This window comes from Streptomyces sp. SP18BB07, assembly GCF_036322545.1.
Lineage (GTDB): Bacteria > Actinomycetota > Actinomycetes > Streptomycetales > Streptomycetaceae > Streptomyces > Streptomyces deccanensis.
In genome coordinates, this window is record NZ_JAQYWT010000340.1 from 377,194 (window position 1) to 396,768 (window position 19,575).

16 protein-coding genes are annotated in these 19,575 nt (G+C 70.4%); 9 read left to right on the top strand and 7 right to left on the bottom strand.

Going from position 1 to position 19,575, the window contains the following annotated elements; genetic code table 11:
- The first annotated feature begins 85 nt into the window (after positions 1-85).
- The 3 genes from PUR53_RS29805 to PUR53_RS29815 all read left to right on the top strand — a co-directional run bounded on the left by PUR53_RS29805 (position 86) and on the right by PUR53_RS29815 (position 3,655).
- Positions 86-1,051, top strand: coding sequence for an NTP transferase domain-containing protein (locus tag PUR53_RS29805; protein ID WP_329901782.1), 966 nt, complete (start codon positions 86-88; stop codon positions 1,049-1,051).
- Positions 1,048-2,451: a molybdopterin molybdotransferase MoeA gene (locus PUR53_RS29810; RefSeq protein WP_329910218.1), complete on the top strand. Its 1,404-nt coding sequence runs from the start codon at positions 1,048-1,050 to the stop codon at positions 2,449-2,451. The genes PUR53_RS29805 and PUR53_RS29810 overlap by 4 nt, the downstream gene beginning before the upstream one ends.
- Positions 2,452-2,563: 112 nt before the next feature.
- A complete protein-coding gene (locus PUR53_RS29815) occupies positions 2,564-3,655 on the top strand; it encodes a potassium channel family protein (protein ID WP_329901780.1) in 1,092 nt (363 codons plus the stop codon).
- 61 nt (positions 3,656-3,716) lie between these two features.
- Here the strand turns inward: PUR53_RS29815 and PUR53_RS29820 are convergent, their stop codons facing one another.
- Positions 3,717-4,565, bottom strand: a complete 849-nt coding sequence (locus PUR53_RS29820; RefSeq protein ID WP_329901779.1) for an ABC transporter permease — start codon at positions 4,563-4,565, stop codon at positions 3,717-3,719.
- Positions 4,562-5,593: an ATP-binding cassette domain-containing protein gene (locus PUR53_RS29825; protein ID WP_329901778.1), complete on the bottom strand. Its 1,032-nt coding sequence runs from the start codon at positions 5,591-5,593 to the stop codon at positions 4,562-4,564. The genes PUR53_RS29820 and PUR53_RS29825 overlap by 4 nt, the downstream gene beginning before the upstream one ends.
- A gap of 416 nt (positions 5,594-6,009) precedes the next feature.
- On the opposite strand from PUR53_RS29825, the gene PUR53_RS29830 reads away from it, so the two are divergent.
- On the top strand, positions 6,010-6,990 hold the full coding sequence (locus PUR53_RS29830) for an NAD(P)H-quinone oxidoreductase (RefSeq protein WP_329910219.1): 981 nt from the start codon (positions 6,010-6,012) through the stop codon (positions 6,988-6,990).
- 87 nt (positions 6,991-7,077) lie between these two features.
- Here PUR53_RS29830 and PUR53_RS29835 read toward each other — a convergent pair whose 3' ends face one another.
- On the bottom strand, positions 7,078-7,509 hold the full coding sequence (locus PUR53_RS29835) for a hypothetical protein (RefSeq protein WP_329901776.1): 432 nt from the start codon (positions 7,507-7,509) through the stop codon (positions 7,078-7,080).
- A gap of 198 nt (positions 7,510-7,707) precedes the next feature.
- Here PUR53_RS29835 and PUR53_RS29840 point away from each other — a divergent pair, with 198 nt between their 5' ends.
- Positions 7,708-8,253: a bacterial proteasome activator family protein gene (locus PUR53_RS29840; protein WP_239755893.1), complete on the top strand. Its 546-nt coding sequence runs from the start codon at positions 7,708-7,710 to the stop codon at positions 8,251-8,253.
- Between the two features lie 92 nt (positions 8,254-8,345).
- Here PUR53_RS29840 and PUR53_RS29845 read toward each other — a convergent pair whose 3' ends face one another.
- On the bottom strand, positions 8,346-9,995 hold the full coding sequence (locus tag PUR53_RS29845; protein WP_329901775.1) for a protein kinase domain-containing protein: 1,650 nt from the start codon (positions 9,993-9,995) through the stop codon (positions 8,346-8,348).
- A gap of 390 nt (positions 9,996-10,385) precedes the next feature.
- On the opposite strand from PUR53_RS29845, the gene PUR53_RS29850 reads away from it, so the two are divergent.
- Positions 10,386-11,960, top strand: a complete 1,575-nt coding sequence (locus PUR53_RS29850; RefSeq protein ID WP_329901774.1) for a protein kinase domain-containing protein — start codon at positions 10,386-10,388, stop codon at positions 11,958-11,960.
- A gap of 75 nt (positions 11,961-12,035) precedes the next feature.
- Here PUR53_RS29850 and PUR53_RS29855 read toward each other — a convergent pair whose 3' ends face one another.
- Positions 12,036-13,163 carry a phosphotransferase gene (locus PUR53_RS29855; RefSeq protein WP_329910220.1) on the bottom strand — a complete coding sequence of 376 codons (1,128 nt, stop codon included), beginning with the start codon at positions 13,161-13,163 and terminating at the stop codon, positions 12,036-12,038.
- Positions 13,164-13,740: 577 nt separating this feature from the next.
- Between PUR53_RS29855 and pdhA the strand changes: the two genes are divergently transcribed.
- The 3 genes from pdhA to PUR53_RS29870 are packed head-to-tail and all read left to right on the top strand — an operon-like array spanning position 13,741 to position 17,470.
- Complete coding sequence (pdhA, locus tag PUR53_RS29860; protein WP_329901772.1) at positions 13,741-14,958, top strand: pyruvate dehydrogenase (acetyl-transferring) E1 component subunit alpha; 1,218 nt, start codon at positions 13,741-13,743, stop codon at positions 14,956-14,958.
- Positions 14,959-14,960: 2 nt separating this feature from the next.
- Positions 14,961-15,989 (top strand): alpha-ketoacid dehydrogenase subunit beta, encoded by a 1,029-nt coding sequence (locus PUR53_RS29865; protein ID WP_443078323.1) that lies wholly within the window; start codon positions 14,961-14,963, stop codon positions 15,987-15,989.
- A gap of 11 nt (positions 15,990-16,000) precedes the next feature.
- On the top strand, positions 16,001-17,470 hold the full coding sequence (locus PUR53_RS29870) for a dihydrolipoamide acetyltransferase family protein (RefSeq protein ID WP_329910221.1): 1,470 nt from the start codon (positions 16,001-16,003) through the stop codon (positions 17,468-17,470).
- Between the two features lie 87 nt (positions 17,471-17,557).
- On the opposite strand, the gene PUR53_RS29875 is transcribed toward PUR53_RS29870, so the two are convergent.
- Together PUR53_RS29875 and PUR53_RS29880 are read right to left on the bottom strand one after the other, a co-directional pair.
- Positions 17,558-18,520, bottom strand: a complete 963-nt coding sequence (locus PUR53_RS29875) for a BRO-N domain-containing protein (protein ID WP_329910223.1) — start codon at positions 18,518-18,520, stop codon at positions 17,558-17,560.
- A 173-nt stretch (positions 18,521-18,693) separates the two neighbouring features.
- Positions 18,694-19,536 (bottom strand): D-alanyl-D-alanine carboxypeptidase family protein, encoded by an 843-nt coding sequence (locus PUR53_RS29880; protein ID WP_329910224.1) that lies wholly within the window; start codon positions 19,534-19,536, stop codon positions 18,694-18,696.
- Positions 19,537-19,575: the final 39 nt, after the last annotated feature.

Genomic DNA, 19,575 nt, shown 5'->3' on the forward strand with positions numbered 1-19,575 from the left:
GCCCCGCGCCCCTGGCCCCTCCGGGCCCCGAACGCGCGGCCTCCCCCGCGTTCCCAGTGATCGTGAAGGCACGCATACTCGGAGGGTGACCGCGTACGAGCCCCCGGGCGACCCCGGTACCGAAGTGTTCGACGCCGTCGTGCTCGCCGGGGGCGCCGCCCGGCGGCTCGGCGGCACGGACAAGCCCGCCGTGCGCGTCGGCGGACGGGCCCTGCTCGACCGCGTGCTGAGCGCCTGCGCCGGGGCCGGGACGACCGTGGTGGTCGCCGACCCCCGGCCCACCGCGCGGCCCGTGCTGTGGAGCCGTGAGGAACCCCCCGGCGGCGGCCCCCTCGCCGCCCTGGGGGCCGGACTCCGGCACACCACCGCGCCGTACGTCGTCGTCCTCTCCGCCGATCTGCCGTTCCTGGACGAGGGGACGGTACGGCGGCTGCTCGACGCCCTCCTGGCCGACCAGGGGCCCGCCGACGGCGTTCTGGTCACCGACCCCGACGGCCGTGACCAGCCGCTTGTGGCCGCCTACCGGGCCGAGTCCCTCACCCGTGAGCTCGCGCGGCTCGCCGCCGAGCACGACGGCCTCACCGGGCTCCCCCTGCGGCGGCTGACCGCCGCACTGCGCCTCACCCGTATCACCGACCCGCTCGCGTCCTTCGACTGCGACACCTGGGACGACATCGCCGCCGCCCGCGCACGGATCAGGGAGCATGGCCACGTGTTGGATGAATGGATTTCCGCAGTCAAGGACGAGCTGGGGATCGACCTCGACGTCGACATCACCGAGCTGCTCGACCTCGCCCGTGACGCCGCCCACAGCGTGGCCCGGCCCGCCGCCCCGCTGACCACGTTCCTCGTCGGCTACGCCGCCGCCAAGGCCGGGGGAGGCCCGGAGGCGGTCACCGAGGCCGCCCGCAAGGCCTCCGCCCTGGCCCTGCGCTGGGCCGACGAGGCCACTGCCGAGGCCGAGACGGACGCCGAGCCCGAAGCCGCCCCGGCGGTCCAGCCCCACCCCGGGCCCGGCGCCGGCCAGGACACCGGTCCGGCCACCGGATGACCGCCCAGGACGCCGAGGAACTCGACGTGGAGGAGGCGCTGGCCGTGGCCAACGACAGGCCCGTCCGGGGGCAGGCCGAGCCCCCCTCCCCCCGCGAGACCCCCACGACGGCGGGTGTGGACCGTGAACGGGCAGGTCACGCCGACCCGCACCGGGGCAAGGACGACAGCCATCACCGGGTCAAGGACGACACCCACCACCGGGCCACCTCCTGGCCCGAGGCGCGGGCCGTTGCCGAACGCGCCGCCCGCTCGGCCGCACGCCGGGCCCCCGTGTCGGTCACCGTCGACAAGGCCCTCGGCCTCGTGCTCGCCGCCCCGCTCACCGCCCTCACCGACCTCCCCTCCTTCGACACCTCCGCGATGGACGGCTGGGCGGTCGCGGGCCCCGGCCCCTGGGCGGTACGGGAGAACGGCGTTCTGGCGGGGCACGCCGAGCCCGTACGGCTCACGGACGGGGAGGCGGTCCGGATCGCCACCGGCGCCCGTATCCCGCCCGACACGACCGCCGTCCTGCGCAGCGAGCACGGCCGCACCGACGACAAGGGGCGACTGCACCCGACCCGGGACCTTGCGCACGGGCAGGACATCCGCCCCCGAGGCCAGGAGTGCCGCAACGGCGACCAACTGCTGCCGCTCGGTACGCAGATCACCCCGGCCGCGCTCGGGCTCGCGTCGGCCGCCGGGTACGACACCTTGAGCGTGCTCCCCCGCCCGCGCGTCGAACTGCTCGTCCTGGGCGACGAACTGCTCACCGAGGGGCTCCCGCGCGAGGGCTCGATCCGGGACGCCCTCGGCCCGATGCTGCCCTCCTGGCTCCGGGCGCTGGGCGCCGAGGTCACCGCCGTACGCCGCCTCGGTGACGACGCCGAGGCCCTGTACCGGGCGGTGAAGAAGTCCTCCGCCGAGCTCATCGTCACCACGGGCGGCACGGCGTCCGGACCCGTCGACCATGTCCATCCCACCCTGCGCCGCGTCGGGGCCGAACTCCTCGTCGACGGGGTGAAGGTGCGCCCGGGCCACCCCATGCTGCTGGCCCGGATCAAGCCGGACCAGCATCTCGTAGGGCTGCCCGGCAACCCGCTGGCCGCCGTGTCCGGGCTGTTCACGCTCGCCGAGCCGCTGCTGCGGACCCTCGCCGGGCGTGCCGCCCCGGAGCCGTACACGATGCCGCTGCGGGAGGGCGTGCACGGGCACCCGTACGACACGCGGCTGGTCCCCGTCAGCCTGCGGGGTGATGACGCCCTGCCGCTGCACTACAACGGTCCCGCTATGCTCCGCGGCATCGCCACCGCCGATGCCCTTGCCGTCGTACCGCCGGGCGGTGCTCGTTCCGGCCAGGAGCTGGAACTGCTCGATGTGCCCTGGGCGACGGCGGGCATCCAGGTGTGTTTCACGTGAAACGTCGATATGGCCCACCGGCCGTGCGACCGACGGTGTTTCACGTGAAACAACGGGCAATCGGGGGCGGAGTGCAGCCAGGGGATGTACGCCGAAACGGGGAGTGTTTCACGTGAAACTTCCGGGCCAGGACGCGATCGCCCGCAACGTGGACGAGCGTCACGTGACCCACCAGGTGAGGCTGCCGAAGAGAGAGGTCGAGCGGCCGATCCGTCAGGTCGGCAAGCGGCTGGCGATGGCCCTGTTCGTGCTCGTCGCCACCGCCTTCATCGTCTATGCCGACAACGAGGGGTACAACGACAACTCCGACGGTTCCGTGGATCTGTTGGACGCGTTCTACTACGCCACGGTCACCCTCTCCACCACCGGCTACGGCGACATCACCCCGGTCAGCGATGCTGCCCGCTTCACCAATATCTTCGTGATCACGCCGCTGCGCGTGCTGTTCCTGATCATCCTGGTCGGCACCACGCTGGAGGTGCTCACGGAGCGCACGCGCGAGGAATGGCGACTGAAACGCTGGAGGGCGGCTTTGAGGGAGCACACCGTTGTCGTCGGCTGGGGGACGAAGGGGCGGTCGGCGGTCCAGACCGTCTGCGCGACGGGCCTGAAGAAGGAGCAGGTCGTCGTCGTGGACCCCAGCTCGAAGGCCATCGAGGCGGCGGCCTCCGAGGGGTACACGGGGGTGGTCGGCGACGCGACCCGCAGTGATGTGCTGCTGCGGGCCGAGCTGCAGAAGGCACGCCAGATCATCATCTCCACCGCGCGGGACGACACCGCGGTACTGGTCGCGCTGACCGCCCGCCAGCTCAACCGAGGCGCGAAGATCGTGGCCGCGGTCCGGGAGGAGGAGAACGCGCCGCTGCTGAAGCAGTCCGGGGCCGATGTCGTCATCACCAGCGCCAGTGCGGCCGGACGGCTCCTCGGGCTCTCCGTGCTCAGTCCCGCCGCGGGCATGGTGATGGAGGACCTCATCCAGCAGGGCAGCGGGCTCGACATCGCCGAACGTCCGGTCATAAAGGCCGAGGTGGGGCGAGGTGTGCGGGAGACGGAGGACCTGGTGGTCAGCGTGCTGCGCGGGCACCGGGTGCTCGGCTACGACGATCCGTCCATCGGCGAACTCCAGTTGACGGACCGGCTGATCACCATCGTCCGTGCCACCCCGAGCACGAAGATCGCCCCCGAGACCAAGCACCTGCCGTAGCGGAAGCGAAAGGGTGGCCCCGGGGTGACGCACCCCGGGGCCACCCTTTCGATGCGATCGCCTACTTGCGGTTGTACAGCCGCATCGTGATCGGGCCGAAGACCAGCACGAACAGGGCGGACCAGCCCAGCGTCCAGGCGATCTCGGCCGTCGGCCACTCGCCCGCCATCAACTCGCGGACCGCCGACGCCAGATGCGTGACCGGGCTGTTGTTGACGAACGCCTGGAGCCAGCCCGGCATGGTGCTCGGATCGACGAAGACGTTGGACAGGAAGGTCAGCGGGAAGATCACCATCATGCTGACGCCCATCACGGACTTCTCCGTGCGCAGCATGAGGCCGAACATCGTCCAGATCCACGAGAACGCGAACGAGAAGACGATGAGCAGCGCGACCCCGGCGACCACGCCCACCACGCCGCCGTCCGGGCGGTAGCCGAGGATCATGCCGACGGTGAGCATCACCACGGACGCGATCGCGTAGCGCAGGGCGTCGCCCAGCAGATAGCCGACCATCGTCGAGGGCCGCCAGATCGGCAGCGAACGGAACCGGTCGAAGACACCTTTCTCGATGTCCGTGTTGACCGAGACCCCGGTGTACATCGTGATCATCACGACCGACATCACCAGGATGCCCGGCAGCAGGAACTGGATGTACTCCTCCGGGGAGCCGGCCAGCGCCCCGCCGAAGAGGTACGTGTACATCAGCACCATCATGATCGGGAAGGCGGTGACGTCGAAGAGCTGCTCCGGCACATGTTTGATCTTGAGCATGGCCCGCCAGCCGAACGTCAGCGACGCCGAGAGAGCGCTGGGCCGCGGCGGGCGTTCCTTGGCGATGAGCAGCGCGGTGAGCGACTCGGTGCTGACAGGGGCGAGTTCCTTGTTCTCGGTGGTGGTCGCCGTGCTCATGCCGCTGCCTCGTCCTTCGTCTCGGGGGTGCCGGTGGCCTGTGTGGCCGTCACCTTGGTGTCGTGTCCGGTAAGGGCGAGGAACACCTCGTCCAGGCTGGGCTGGCCCAGCGAGAAGTTGTCGACGGTGATACCGGTGCGGGCCAGCTCGGCGAGCGCCCGGGCGGCGGCCTCGGCGGCCCCCTGTCCGTTGGCGGATCCCGCGCCGACGCGTGCCGTCAACGCCACCGGGTCCGGCTCACGCTGTACGTCGGCGTCGAGGGCGAGCCGCAGCACCTCCTCGGCCTGCGGCCGCTGGGCCGCGTCGCGCAGCCGCAGATGGACGGAACCGGCACCCACGGACGCCTTCAGCTCGCCCTTGGTGCCCTCCGCGATCACCTTGCCCTGGTCGATGACCGCGATCCGGGACGCCAGCTGGTCCGCCTCGTCCAGATACTGCGTGGTCAGCAGCACGGTCGTGCCCTGGGCGACCACCGCGCGCACGATGTCCCACACCTGGTTGCGGCTGCGCGGGTCGAGGCCGGTCGTCGGCTCGTCCAGGAACAGCAGGTCGGGCGTGTTGAGGATGGACGCGGCGATGTCGATACGGCGCCGCATGCCGCCCGAGTAGTGCTTGACCTGTTTGCCGGCCGCCTCGCTCAGTCCGAAGGCCTCCAACAGCTGCCCGGCGCGCTGCCGGGCCGTCCGTTTGTCGTGGCCGAGGAGCCGGGCGAGCAGCACCAGGTTCTCGGTGCCGGTGAGGTCCTCGTCCACGGAGGCGTACTGCCCGGTCAGGCTGACCCGGCCGCGTACCTCGTCGGCCTCCCGGACGACGTCGTGTCCGAAGACGTGCGCCTGGCCGCCGTCGGGGCGCAGCAGGGTGGCGAGCATCTTCACCGTGGTGGTCTTGCCGGCGCCGTTCGGGCCGAGGACGCCGTAGACCGTGCCGGCCGGCACGGCCAGGTCGACGCCGTCGACGGCCCGGGTCTCGCCGAACGTCTTCACCAGACCAGCGGTCTCGATCGCGAGGCCGGACGTCTGTGCGCTCATGTTGAGATCCTTCCGCGTACGGGGCCCGTGTCCGGGGCTACGCAAGGGGAGACCGCCGGGACCGCCGGAACTCATCGGTCGCCGCGCGGGAAAAAAATCGACCGCGTCGACTGCTTCCTGTATCGGAGCGAAGCACGTCTGTCGGAGCGAAGCACGTCGGGACGGCGGAGGGAAAGCCGGATGACGTTGGGGTGCGGGTCGATGGGGGCGCGGCTGCGGAGGTCGGGGGGCGGCGGGTAGGGGATCGCGGGGTATGTCCGCAGAGTCAGGCTAGGGGGCGGCCGGGGTGGTGATGCAGGTCGGAGGCCCGGGGCGCGCGAGGGTGGTGCGGGGCGTGCGGGGGCAGTCGAGGACCGGCGAAGGCAGTGAGGACGGGGCTGGGATCGGACAGGAGGGCGAGGGGTAGCGTCCCTCTCATGCATGCGATCACGATTCCCGAACCCGGTGGACCCGAGGCCCTGGTGTGGGACGAGGTCCCCGACCCGGTGCCCGGCGAGGGCGAAGTGCTCATCGAGGTGGCGGCGAGCGCCGTGAACCGCGCCGACCTGCTGCAGCGGCAGGGTTTCTACGACCCACCGCCCGGTGCCTCCCCCTATCCCGGCCTGGAGTGCTCCGGCCGCGTCGAGGAGATCGGGCCCGGTGTGGCCGGGTGGAACGTCGGCGACGAGGTGTGCGCGCTGCTCTCGGGCGGCGGCTACGCGGAGAAGGTGGTCGTTCCGGCCGGCCAGCTGCTGCCGGTCCCCTCCGGCCTCGACCTCCGACAGGCCGCCGCGTTGCCCGAGGTGACCTGCACGGTCTGGTCGAACGTCTTCATGATCGCCCATCTGCGTCCCGGTGAGACGCTCCTCGTGCACGGCGGCTCCAGCGGCATCGGCACGATGGCCATCCAGCTCGCCAAGGCCGTCGGCGCGAAGGTCGCCGTCACGGCGGGCACCAAGGAGAAGCTGGAGCAGTGCGCCGCCCTGGGGGCGGACGTCCTGATCAACTACCGCGAGCAGGACTTCGTCGAGGAGGTCCGGGCGGCCACGGACGGCAGGGGTGCGGACGTGGTCCTCGACAACATGGGTGCCAAGTACCTGGACCGCAACGTCCGGGTCCTGGCCGTCAACGGCCGGCTCGCGATCATCGGTATGCAGGGCGGCATCAAGGGTGAGCTGAACATCGGCGCCCTCCTCGCCAAGCGGGCCGCGATCAGCGCGGCCTCGCTGCGGGCCCGGCCCCGGGAGGAGAAGACGGCCATCGTCGCCGCCGTACGCGAACATGTCTGGCCGTTGATCGCCGGTGGCCACGTACGCCCGGTCGTCGACCGGGAGATCCCCATGGACGACGCGGCCACGGCACACCGGGTGCTGGAGGAGAGCGGCCACGTGGGCAAGGTGCTGCTGGTGGTGCCGTAGGCGCGGGCGGTCGGCCGTGCGGGCCTCGACCCAGGGCCTCCACCCAGGGCCTAGCCCCAGGGCTTCGCCCGGTGGGACGTCGCCGGTTCAGTACCGCCGTATGCGTAGCCCCACGAAGGCCAGTCCGAGGCCCAGGCCGATCAGAATGAGGCCGCTGCCGAGGACGAAGACCTGGAGAACGGGCTCCTCGACGGTCGCGGTGCCGGTACCGGGTGGGACGCCGGGGACGGGCAGGGCGGCGTTCCGGGACGGATCGGGGGCGAGTGTGGGGTCCGGGCCGTCCGGATCGGGAGCGGGCTCCTCCGCGGGCGTGGAGGCGTCGTCCTCCGGTTCCACCAGGCCCGCGTCCGCCCGGCCCGGCCGTTCCCGGCCCTCGCCCGCGCGGCTGCCGGCCCAGGAGGTCGCGGGGTCGGGTTCGGCGGCGTACACCGCCGGCCCGGCCCCCGTCACCAGAACGACGAGCAGCCCCGCGACGAGAACCGGTCCCGTCACGCGCACCGAACGAAGCCAGGAAGCCACGACCACAGCGTCACACGCCCCCGGCGTCCCGGCATCCCGGCGCCGGCGGCCCGCGACCCGCTCCGAGACCCTGTGCGGTCCTGACCGGCGCCGCCCGGATCGCCGGCCGAGACGCGAACCGTGGCAACGTAAACGGTGGATCACCCTGCGTGGGGGGCACCAGGGTGGTGAGGTGTACGCGTGGGAGAGAATGGCGGCATGGAGATGCCGAGGAACGAACGGTCGCCCGAACAGCCCCAGATCCTGGTCGTGGGCCAGGACGGCATGGCCGTGGGCGGCGGCGGAGGCGACGAGGACTCCCGCGAGGTACCGGTGACGGAGATGGTGGAGCAGCCGGCCAAGGTCATGCGCATCGGCAGCATGATCAAACAGCTGCTCGAAGAGGTACGGGTCGCCCCCCTGGACGAGGCCAGCCGGGCCCGGCTCAAGGAGATCCACGCCAGCTCGGTCAAGGAACTGGAGGACGGCCTCGCGCCCGAGCTGGTGGAGGAGCTGGAGCGACTCTCCCTGCCCTTCACCGACGAGGTGATCCCGAGCGACGCGGAACTGCGGATCGCCCAGGCCCAGTTGGTCGGCTGGCTCGAAGGCCTCTTCCACGGGATCCAGACGACGCTGTTCGCCCAGCAGATGGCCGCCCGGGCCCAGTTGGAGCAGATGCGCCGCGCACTGCCGCCGGGCGTCGGCGGCCAGGAGGGCGACGACGACCCCCGCACGATCGGCCGCTCGGGCGGCCCCTACCTCTAGCCTCCGGCAGTCCTACGGACAACCCCCCACCCCGTACGCAGAGGGCCCGGCACATCGAGTGCCGGGCCCTTCCTACGTCTGTCGCGGCGGCGTCAGGCCGGGTTGCCCGTCGAGACCTTGAGGATGATCGAGGGCATCTCCTTGGGGTCGACGTCGTCGGAGGCGGCCGGGTACTGCTCCATGACCGTGCCCTCGCCGTACGTGTTCTCGTCGACCTTCTGGACGTCGTACTGCCAGCCCGCCGCCTGGAAGCACTTCTTCACCGAGTCGATGTTCTTGAAGGTGAAGTCCGGCAGCTCGATCTTCTCGGGGTCGTTGTACGACTCCACGGGCTCCGTGCACTCGGTCGACTCGATGACCTTCGACGTGTCCGGGCCCTTGTGCCCCTCGACCACGGTCGGCGAGGAGGAGGCGGTCGCGCCGTTGTCGCCGCCCTCGGCCTCGGTGCCCGAGCTCAGGGAGAGCGCCACGATCAGACCGCCGACCGCGAGGACCGACACGGCGATCGCGCCCACGATGACGCCCCTGTTGCTCTTCCCGCCCCCGGAACGCCCCGCCGACATCGAGGACTGCTGGGGTGTGATGTTGTACGGCGCCGGGGTGGGCGAGCCCTGCTGCGGCGAGTACGCGGCGGTCTGCGGCGGCGTCTGATAGCCGCCCTGCTGCGGGTAGCCGTAGGACGGGGCGGGCGTCGGAGCCGGCGTCGGCGGACCGTAACCGCCCGTGGCAGGCGGCTGGTACGGCGTCTGGACGCTGCCCGACTGAGGTGCGCCCGTGTGGTCGATCGGCGGGAAGACCGCGGAGGAGACCCCCGCGCCGCTGGCCGTCTGCACGCCCGGCACGATGCTCGGCGCGACGGGCTGGAGGGACCCGGCGACCCGCAGGCACTCGTCCCGCATGGCCTCCGCGCTCGGGAACCGCTCGTTCGGGTTCTTCTTGAGCGCGCGGGCGACGATGGCGTCGACGGCCGGCGGCAGGGAACGATTGATCGAGGAGGGAGCGACCGGCTCCTCCTGGACGTGCGCATACGCTATGGCCAGCGGCGAGTCCGCCTCGAACGGCAGCCGCCCGGTGGTCAGCTGGAAGAGCATGATGCCGACCGAGTACAGGTCGGAGCGGGCGTCCACGCCCCGGCCGAGGGCCTGCTCCGGCGAGAGGTACTGCGGGGTGCCGACCACCATGCCGGTCTGCGTCATCGACGTGACACCGGACTGCATGGCGCGGGCGATGCCGAAGTCCATGACCTTCACGACGTTGCGCTTGGTCATCATCACGTTGCCCGGCTTGATGTCCCGGTGGACCAGGCCCATCTCGTGGCTGATCTCCAGCGCCGCCAGCACATCCGCGGTGATCTTCAGTGCCTTGTCGGAGGGCATGGCGCCGAGCTGGGCGACATCCGCGTCGAGCACCGAACCGAGCGGCTTGCCCTCGATGTACTCCATGACGATGTACGGCGTCGTCATGCCGTCCAGATCGTCCTCGCCGGTGTCGAAGACCGACACGATGTTCGTGTGGGTGAGCTTCGCCACGGCCTGCGCCTCACGGCGGAAGCGCTCACGGAAGGCCTGTTCACGTCCGAGGTCGGTGTGGAGTGTCTTGATAGCGACCTGTCGGTCGAGCACCGAGTCGTACGCGAGGTGGACGGAGGCCATGCCGCCCTCGCCGAGCAGGTCACGCAGTTGGTAGCGGCCACCGGCTAGCGACCGCCCCGCGTACCGGCCCTGTGCGGCGTCCTGGCTCATCTTCCTGCGTCCCCCATCGGCGCGCGCGAAAGCTGCTGGCGTGGCTCCCGCGATCGGTGATCCCTGATGATGCTGGTGATCCTTTGTGCTATTCCCGGCCAAGTCTGCCCCAGGGCACTGACACGTCAAGCGCGGTGCCCGATCCGTGACCGTACGCGAAAGAAGCGTCGCGGAAGCGTTACAGGGGGCGTACGCCCGGTACACAGAACTTGCACGAGTGCGCGCGCTGCGGGTTTCATGGCCGATCAACCTTTGAATCCACCTTGAATCCGTCGTGAACCCGTCGCGCATCCAACCCGGACCGGCCACTTGCGTGAAGGCTGTAGCGTGGCCGACGGAGACCGTAACAAGTACCGCGCGGACCGCGGGCAGAAACGACGGCGAGGACTGATGGCACAGCAGCAGCGCTCTCAGGGCCCGTCCGACCCCGAGGCGTCTGGCGGCGGCATGTCGGACGCGCCGGAGTTGTGGGGCAACGGCGGGCTCGTAGGCGACGGCCGGTACCGGATGACCCACAGACTCGGCCGGGGCGGTATGGCCGAGGTGTTCGCGGCCGAGGACGTGCGCCTCGGTCGGACGGTCGCGGTCAAACTGCTCCGTTCCGACCTCGCCGAGGACCCCATCTCCAAGGCCCGCTTCACGCGTGAGGCCCAGGCGGTGGCGGGTCTCAACCACCACTCGATCGTGGCGGTCTACGACTCCGGTGAGGACATGGTGAACGGCACCCCCGTGCCGTACATCGTCATGGAGCTGGTCGAGGGCCGCACCATCCGTGACCTGCTGATCAACGCCGAGGCTCCCGGGCCCGAGCAGGCGCTGATCATCGTCTCCGGTGTGCTGGAGGCGCTCGCGTACTCGCACCAGCACGGCATCGTGCACCGCGACATCAAGCCGGCGAACGTCATCATCACCAACACCGGCGCGGTGAAGGTGATGGACTTCGGCATCGCCCGCGCCCTGCACGGCGCGTCGACGACGATGACGCAGACCGGCATGGTCATGGGAACGCCCCAGTACCTCTCCCCGGAGCAGGCGCTCGGCAAGGCCGTCGACCACCGCTCCGACCTGTACGCCACCGGCTGTCTGCTCTACGAACTCCTGGCGCTCAGGCCGCCGTTCATCGGCGAGACCCCGCTGTCGGTGGTCTACCAGCACGTCCAGGACATCCCGGTACCGCCCTCCGAGACCTCGGAGGGGGCGGCGCCCCCGGAGCTCGACGGCCTGGTCATGCGCTCCCTCGCCAAGGAGCCGGACGACCGGTTCCAGACGGCGGAGGAGATGCGCGGCCTCGTCCAGTACGGCCTGCAGATGCTCTACGACCAGGGCGGCCACACCGGCACCTGGAACACCGGCCCCGTCACCATGCACGAGGGCCGGCACACGCCGCCGGGCGGTATGTCCGGTACGGCGGTCATGTCGCACCCCGGGGAGCCGGGCACCTCGCAGATCCCGCAGCCGATCCTGCCGGGCTACGGCGGCGGTGGCCGGGACGACGGCGGCTTCGAGGGGAACGGCAACCGGGGAAGTGGTCGCGGCAAGCTGTGGATCCTCGCCGTCCTCGCGGTGATCGCCATCGCGGCGGGCGTCGCCCTGGCGCTGAACAACAACGGCGACGGCGGTGGCGGCGGCACCGAGACCACGAAGTCCCCGACGGCGTCGACGTCCAGCAAGGACAAGGACACCAGCGAGTCGCCCAGCGAGGAGGCGACCGAGGAACCCACGGACGACAGCACCGACTCGGACAACGGCGGCGGCTACACGCCGCCGTACACGCAGGCGCCGAGCGTCAGCCAGTCCCCGACGCAGACCCAGCCGTCGGAGGAGCCGACGACCGAGGAGCCGACGTCGGAGGAGCCGACCACCGAGGAACCGACCGACGAGCCGACCGATGAACCGACCGACGACAGCAGCGGCGGCGGGGACGCGGGCGGACTGCCGGGCGGCATCGGCGGCGAAGAGGGCTGACCAAGGCTGAGGGGGTGCGCCGGGCGGGTTCCGCCCCGGCGCACCCCTTTGTCGTGCAGTGCGCGCCGCGTCGGCTCACTCCACGAACGCCGCACGCACCGCGTCGTACTCCCGTGTCCACCACACCACCAGCGCCGAGGCCGCCGGGAACTGCGGGTCGGCACGTCTGTCGCCGCGCTCGTAGCGCCAGCGCAGCATCCAGAAGTCGTTGAGCCGCTCCCACCACACGCGGTGCACGGCCGCCGCGAGCTCGGCCGGGGCGGCGCCCGCGGAACGCCGGTACGCGCGCGCGTAGGAGCGCACTTTCGGCAGGTCCAGGGCGCCGACGGGACGCACGAAGAAGATCACCGCCGCCCGGACCGCCTCCTCCGCGCGTGGCTGCACACCCAGCCGGTCCCAGTCGAGGATCGCGGCCGGCACGTCCGGGACGTCGTCCCGGTAGAGCACGTTGAAGGGGTGGAAGTCGCCGTGCACCCACCCCACCGAGCCACCCCTCGGCGGCCGCCGGTCCGCGTGCCGTGCCAGCAGCTGCCGCCGCTCCAGCAACCGATGCCGGGCGAGCGCGTCGAAGGGGTCGGCCGGGCGGTGGCGGCGTACCCGGTCGAGCAGATCGTCGATGAGGGCGAAGGTACGGACGGGATCGGCGCTCTCGGCCCCGCCCGCCCCGGCATCCCCAGGAGGTCGGCGCGTCTGTCCCGCCCGCCGTTGCGCGGGGATCAGCCGCTTCGGTAGGGGTGCGCCCCATTCCTTCACGGATGCGCCCGGCTCCCTCGCGGATGCGCCCGGCTCCGGCGTCGGCATCACCCGTTCCAAGGAGGCGTGCACGACCCCCAGTAGCGCCCCCAGACGGGCGCACTGGCCGGGGGTGAGCTGGCCCCCGTGCCGGTGGCGCCCCTCGATCCACGGGTGCAGGGCGTAGGCGTGGCCCGCGACGACCGCCACCGTGCGTCCGTCCCGTCCGGTCAGCGGCGGAGCGACGGGTACGCCGAGGTCGGCAAGCCGCTGGGTGGCCCGGTGCTGGCGCAGGATCGCGGCCGGGTCGGCGGTCTCGGGGTCGAAGTGGTGCTTGAGGAAGTAGCGGCCGCGGGTGGTGCGGAGTCGGTAGCCGCGATTGAGGAGCCCCTCGTCGACGGGTTCGCACCCCAGCACGGACCCGGCGGCGTACTGCTCCAGCAGCGGGCCCAGAGGGGGCGTGTGGAGCACGGGGGGTGGTACAGATGAGCGCGGCACGCGCCAGATGTTAGGGCACGCGCCACGCCGCTGACCTCATGCTTGTCACACACAGTCGTTACCGATCACAGGATGCATAGATCCGAACTGTGGCTCGACGCGCAGACATGCGGGCCTGGTGGCTGCGGCGCCGGAGGTGGAGCGAGGCGGTCCCGTCGCCTTCACGGATGGAGCAACTTGCGCCACCGATCTCGCGGCCCGCCTCCGGCGAACTCTTCCCGTGGCCGGGGTGGCCGGGATAACGTGCCCGTGTTCCGGCCCCCTGCCAGGCTGTACCCAGTGCTGTGACCAGCAGCTGTTCCCGACGGACGCGACTTACTTGGACCCCCTAGTACCGAATTACTTGGAAATCCAAGGAAAATCGCAGGTCAGTAGGGGTTTCACAGGAATGTGGCGCACTGGGTAACGTGCCTCGTGCAGGGTGCTCGCCGGGGCACCTGTCACGTCTGTTCCCGGCCAAGGGCACCCACCCCGTGCACGGGCACCGGGATCAGGCGAGCCGCACTGGTCACCCGGCAACCCCGGGGGCCGGACCGACGGAGGAGCACACGTGACCGTGGAGAGCACTGCCGCGCGCAAGCCGCGACGCAGCGCCGCAGGCAAGACCGGCAGCACCGGCAGCAAGGCGGCCGGCACCACCGGCACCAGGCGCGCCACTGCGAAGAAGCCGACCGACGCCCAGCCCGAACTCGTTCAGCTGCTGACGCCCGAGGGCAAGCGCGTCAAGAACGCCGAGTACGACCCGTTCGTCGCGGACATCACCGCCGACGAGCTGCGCGGCCTGTACCGCGACATGGTGCTGACCCGTCGCTTCGACGCCGAGGCCACCTCCCTGCAGCGCCAGGGCGAGCTGGGCCTGTGGGCCTCGCTGCTCGGCCAGGAGGCCGCCCAGATCGGCTCCGGGCGGGCCACCCGCGAGGACGACTATGTCTTCCCGACCTACCGCGAACACGGCGTCGCCTGGTGCCGCGGCGTCGACCCGACCAATCTGCTCGGCATGTTCCGCGGCGTGAACAACGGCGGCTGGGACCCCAACAGCAACAACTTCCACCTCTACACGATCGTCATCGGCTCCCAGACGCTGCACGCCACCGGCTACGCCATGGGCATCGCCAAGGACGGCGCCGACTCGGCGGTCATCGCCTACTTCGGTGACGGCGCCTCCAGCCAGGGCGACGTCGCCGAGGCCTTCACCTTCTCCGCCGTCTACAACGCGCCGGTCGTGTTCTTCTGCCAGAACAACCAGTGGGCCATCTCGGAGCCCACGGAGAAGCAGACCCGCGTTCCGCTGTACCAGCGCGCCCAGGGCTTCGGCTTCCCGGGCGTCCGCGTCGACGGCAACGACGTCCTGGGCTGTCTCGCGGTCACCAAGTGGGCGCTGGAGCGCGCTCGCCGGGGCGAGGGACCCACCCTGGTCGAGGCGTACACCTACCGGATGGGCGCCCACACCACCTCCGACGACCCCACCCGCTACCGCCACGACGACGAGCGGGTGGCCTGGGAGGCCAAGGACCCGATCGCGCGTCTGCGCAGCTACCTCGAGTCCGAAACGGACACGAACGAGGGATTCTTCGCGGAACTCGAAGCGGAGAGCGAGGCGTTGGGAAGGCGAGTGCGCGAAGTGGTGCGTGCCATGCCCGACCCGGACCACTTCGCCATCTTCGAGAACGCGTACGCGGACGGACACGCGCTCGTGGACGAGGAGCGCGCCCAGTTCGCGGCGTACCAGGCGTCGTTCGCCGATGTGGACGAAGAGGAGGGCAAGTAGCGATGACCACGCAGACAGCCGCGCAGACGGCAGGGCAGGGCGCCGGGCCGTCCGCCGTGAAGAACATGGCGATCGCCAAGGCGATCAACGAATCGCTGCGCACGGCCCTCGAAGCCGACCCCAAGGTCCTCGTCATGGGCGAGGACGTCGGCAAACTCGGCGGTGTGTTCCGGGTGACCGACGGCCTCCAGAAGGACTTCGGCGAGGACCGGGTCATCGACACCCCGCTCGCCGAGTCCGGCATCGTCGGCACCGCCATCGGCCTGGCCCTCAGGGGCTACCGCCCGGTGGTCGAGATCCAGTTCGACGGATTCGTCTTCCCCGCCTACGACCAGATCGTCACCCAGCTCGCCAAGATGCACGCCCGCTCGCTGGGCAAGGTCAAGCTCCCCGTCGTCGTCCGCATCCCCTACGGCGGCGGCATCGGCGCGGTCGAACACCACTCCGAGTCCCCGGAGGCGCTGTTCGCGCACGTGGCGGGCCTGAAAGTGGTCTCGCCGTCGAACGCGTCGGACGCCTACTGGATGATGCAGCAGGCCATCCAGAGCGACGACCCGGTGATCTTCTTCGAGCCCAAGCGGCGCTACTGGGACAAGGCCGAGGTCAACCCCGAGGCGATCCCCGGCCCGCTGCACAAGGCCCGCGTCGTCCGCGAGGGCACCGACCTCACACTCGCCGCGTACGGCCCGATGGTGAAGCTCTGCCAGGAGGTCGCCGACGCCGCCGCCGAGGAGGGCAGGGCCCTGGAGGTCCTGGACCTGCGGTCGGTCTCCCCGCTGGACTTCGACTCCATCCAGGCCTCCGTGGAGCGGACGCGCCGCCTGATCGTGGTCCACGAGGCCCCGGTCTTCTTCGGCTCGGGCGCCGAGATCGCCGCCCGCATCACCGAGCGGTGCTTCTACCACCTGGAGGCCCCCGTCCTGCGCGTCGGCGGGTACCACGCCCCCTATCCGCCGGCCCGCCTGGAGGAGGAGTACCTGCCGAATCTGGACCGGGTGCTCGACGCCGTCGACCGCTCGCTGGCGTTCTGAGGGAGAGGTCCGTGACGACGATGACAGACACGTCTCCGCGCGAGTTCAAGATGCCCGACGTGGGCGAGGGACTCACCGAGGCCGAGATCCTCAAGTGGTACGTCCAGCCCGGTGACACCGTCACCGACGGCCAGATCGTCTGCGAGGTCGAGACGGCCAAGGCCGCCGTCGAACTGCCCATCCCGTACGACGGTGTCGTACGCGCCCTGCACTTCCCCGAGGGCACCACGGTCGACGTCGGCACGTCGATCATCGCCGTGGACGTGGCGGGCGGTGCGGCCCCGGCCGCCGACGAAGCCGCGCCTGCCCAGCCGGCGGCCGGGCCGGAGCCGGTGGCGAAGCCGGAGCCCGCGGCCGCGCCGGCGGCGAAGAAGCCCGAGGGCCGCAAGCCGGTCCTCGTCGGCTACGGCGTCGCCGAGTCCTCCACGAAGCGTCGCCCTCGCAAGGGCGTCCCGGCCGCCGCCGCGCCCGCCGAGGACACGCTGTACGGCGCCTCGGCCCTCCAGGGAGCCCAGGGCGAGCTGAACGGACACGGACAGCACGGGAGCACCGTCGCGCGTCCGCTGGCGAAGCCGCCGGTCCGCAAGCTGGCCAAGGATCTCGGGGTGGACCTGGCGACGATCACCCCGTCCGGCCCGGACGGCATCATCACCCGCGAGGACGTCCACGCGGCCGTGGCCCCGCCGGCGGCTCCCGAGCCGGTGGCACAGGCGCCCACGGCACCGGCTGCCCCTGCTGCGTCTGTTCCGGCCCCGGCGCCGGTGGCCTCGTACGACGGCGCGCGCGAGACCCGGGTGCCCATCAAGGGTGTCCGGAAGGCGACGGCGGCTGCGATGGTCGGCTCGGCGTTCACCGCGCCGCATGTCACCGAGTTCGTGACGGTCGACGTGACGCGCACGATGAAGCTGGTCGAGGAGCTGAAGCAGGACAAGGAGCTGGCCGGGCTGCGGGTCAATCCGTTGCTGTTGATCGCCAAGGCCCTGCTGGTGGCGATCAGGCGCCATCCGGAGATCAACGCGTCCTGGGACGAGGCCGCGCAGGAGATCGTGGTCAAGCACTACGTGAACCTGGGGATCGCGGCCGCCACGCCGCGGGGTCTGATCGTCCCGAACATCAAGGACGCCCACGCCAAGACGCTGCCGCAGCTGGCGGAGTCGCTGGGCGAGCTGGTCTCGACGGCCAAGGAGGGCCGGACCTCCCCGGCCGCCATGCAGGGTGGCACGGTCACCATCACCAACGTCGGCGTCTTCGGCATCGACACCGGTACGCCCATCCTCAACCCCGGCGAGTCCGCGATCCTCGCGGTCGGTTCGATCAAGCTCCAGCCGTGGGTCCACAAGGGGAAGGTGAAGCCCCGCCAGGTCACCACGCTGGCACTCTCCTTCGACCACCGGTTGGTGGACGGGGAGCTGGGTTCGAAGGTGCTGGCGGATGTGGCGGCGATCCTGGAACAGCCGAAGAGGCTGATCACTTGGGCGTGAGACTCCCGGCTGGGTAGGCTCAGCACACAGGGGCGCCGCAACTTCGGATTGCGACGCCCCTGTCCTGTGCCCGCTGTCGGGGAAAGGTCAGCGCTGGTGCAGCACGTACACCGGTGCACCGTCCTCCGCCGCACCCACGGGGTGGATGCAGGCGTGCTTGCGCAGCAGCCGGAGGCACTCGTTGACGCGGTGTACCGACAGCCCCGTACGGGCCGCGATCGCTTCCAGCGGCTGCCGCAGCTCGCCCTCCTCGACGAGCACCGGTGCGATCACCACGGCCACCGTCCACACGTCCGTCGTCACGGACAACCGCTCGCGCCAGTCGGCCAGCACGGACTCGGTGGTGGGGTGCGTCTCGAAGGCGGTGGCGGCGGGGGCCGGGTGCGCGACGGCGAGGGCGTCCAGCCGGTTGGCGATGCGCTCCATCGCCTGGGCCATGGCCTGCTGGGCGGCGAGGCCGGCACACTGCATCTCGACCATCTGCTGTTGCAACGCGAGTGACTTCTGCTGGGAGACCGCCAGTTGCTCGTCCGCCTGGAGGTTGCGCTCCTCGAGCCGGACGATGGCTTCGGCGATCTGCTCGGGCATGGCGTATGCGATGGGCGCGCCGGGGCCGACGGGCTGGACCTCGGCCTCTTCCAAGGTGTAGGAACCTTCGCGCTGAACGGTCTCGATCACCTCCACGGCCCACTGCTTAAAGGGAGCCGCAGTGGGCTTCGTGCAGGCGGTGACGAGAAGGAGGAGGCCCTGGATATCGATAAGAATCAGGTCTCGACGCCACTCTCTACCTGCGGGAATGCTGAGACCGTAAGTCCTGCTGACGGTCTCGAGGGCCGCTCGGTGTTCTGGCGGGACATGGTCGGAGACCGCTTTGCTGGGGCTGGTGTGTCCTAGTTCCTTGCAGACGTCCACCGCCGGGAACCAGTGCGTTCCGTCCGGCATGGTCAGTCGGCGGACGCGGGCTCCGGTGGCCGCGTACACGAAGTCGCCGGCGTCGATGGCGTCGTGCTGCGTCTTGGGGTCGGGTTGGTGCTTGCTGGGTTCGATCATGTGAACCACCTCCGCTGCGGAACGTACGGGGGCGGAAATCGAATATGCCAGTTGGGTTAGCCATGTTCACTATTGCGAGGTAAAGAAGCGTGATCGGCTTGCGCCGAGAAGCAGGGAGGGGGCCACCGCGGTGTGCGGTGGCCCCCTTCATATGCCTCCGAGAGGCCGGTGGGCTAGAGGGTGGCGAAGCCGTAGTCCATCAGCTTCTTCACGTCCGCCATGCGCGTGGTCTCGTTGGTGGAGGTGAGGACGGTGCCGACGATCGTCTTGCCGTTACGGGTCGCGGCGAAGACGAGACAGTACTTGGACTGGGTGCCGGAGCCGGTCTTGATACCGATGGTGCCCTTCCAGCCGAGCAGCTTGTTGGTGTTGTCCCACGTCGTGTTGCGAGTGCCGCCGGACTTGGTGATGGTCTTCGCCGTGTACGACTTCGTCGCCACGATCTTCTTGAACGTCGAGTTCTTCATGACGTCGCGCGCGAGCTTGGTGAGGTCACGCGGAGTCGATGCGTTCGCGCCCTTGCTGATGCCGTCGAACGAGTCGAACTTCGTGTTCGTCATGCCGAGGTTCTTGGCCGTGGTGTTCATCTTGCCGATGAAGTTCTTGGTGCGGGCCGAGATAGTCGAGCCGGAGCCGAACTTGTCGGCGAGTGCCATGGCGGCCTCGCAGCCCGACTTCAACATCATCCCGTACAGCAGCTGACGGACGGTCACCTTGTCGCCGACGATCAGTCCAGCTGACGAGGCTGTGTTCTTGACGATGTAGTCGCTGTACTCCTTCTTGATCGTCACCTTGGCGTCGAGGTTCAGGTTCGGCTGCGACAGCACGACCTTGGCGGTCATGACCTTTGTCGTGGAGGCGGTGAGCCTCTTGGTGTCGGCGGCCTTGGTGAAGAGCGTCTTGCCGTTGGCGGCGTTCATCACGAACCCGCCCTTGGCGGTGATCGTGGGCACGGGAGCGGCCTGCGCGGGAGCGGAAGTGGCTACTCCCGTCGCGATCATCGCACCGGTGGTCACGACGACTGCAGCGGCTCTGCGGACACGTGCGCCCTTTAT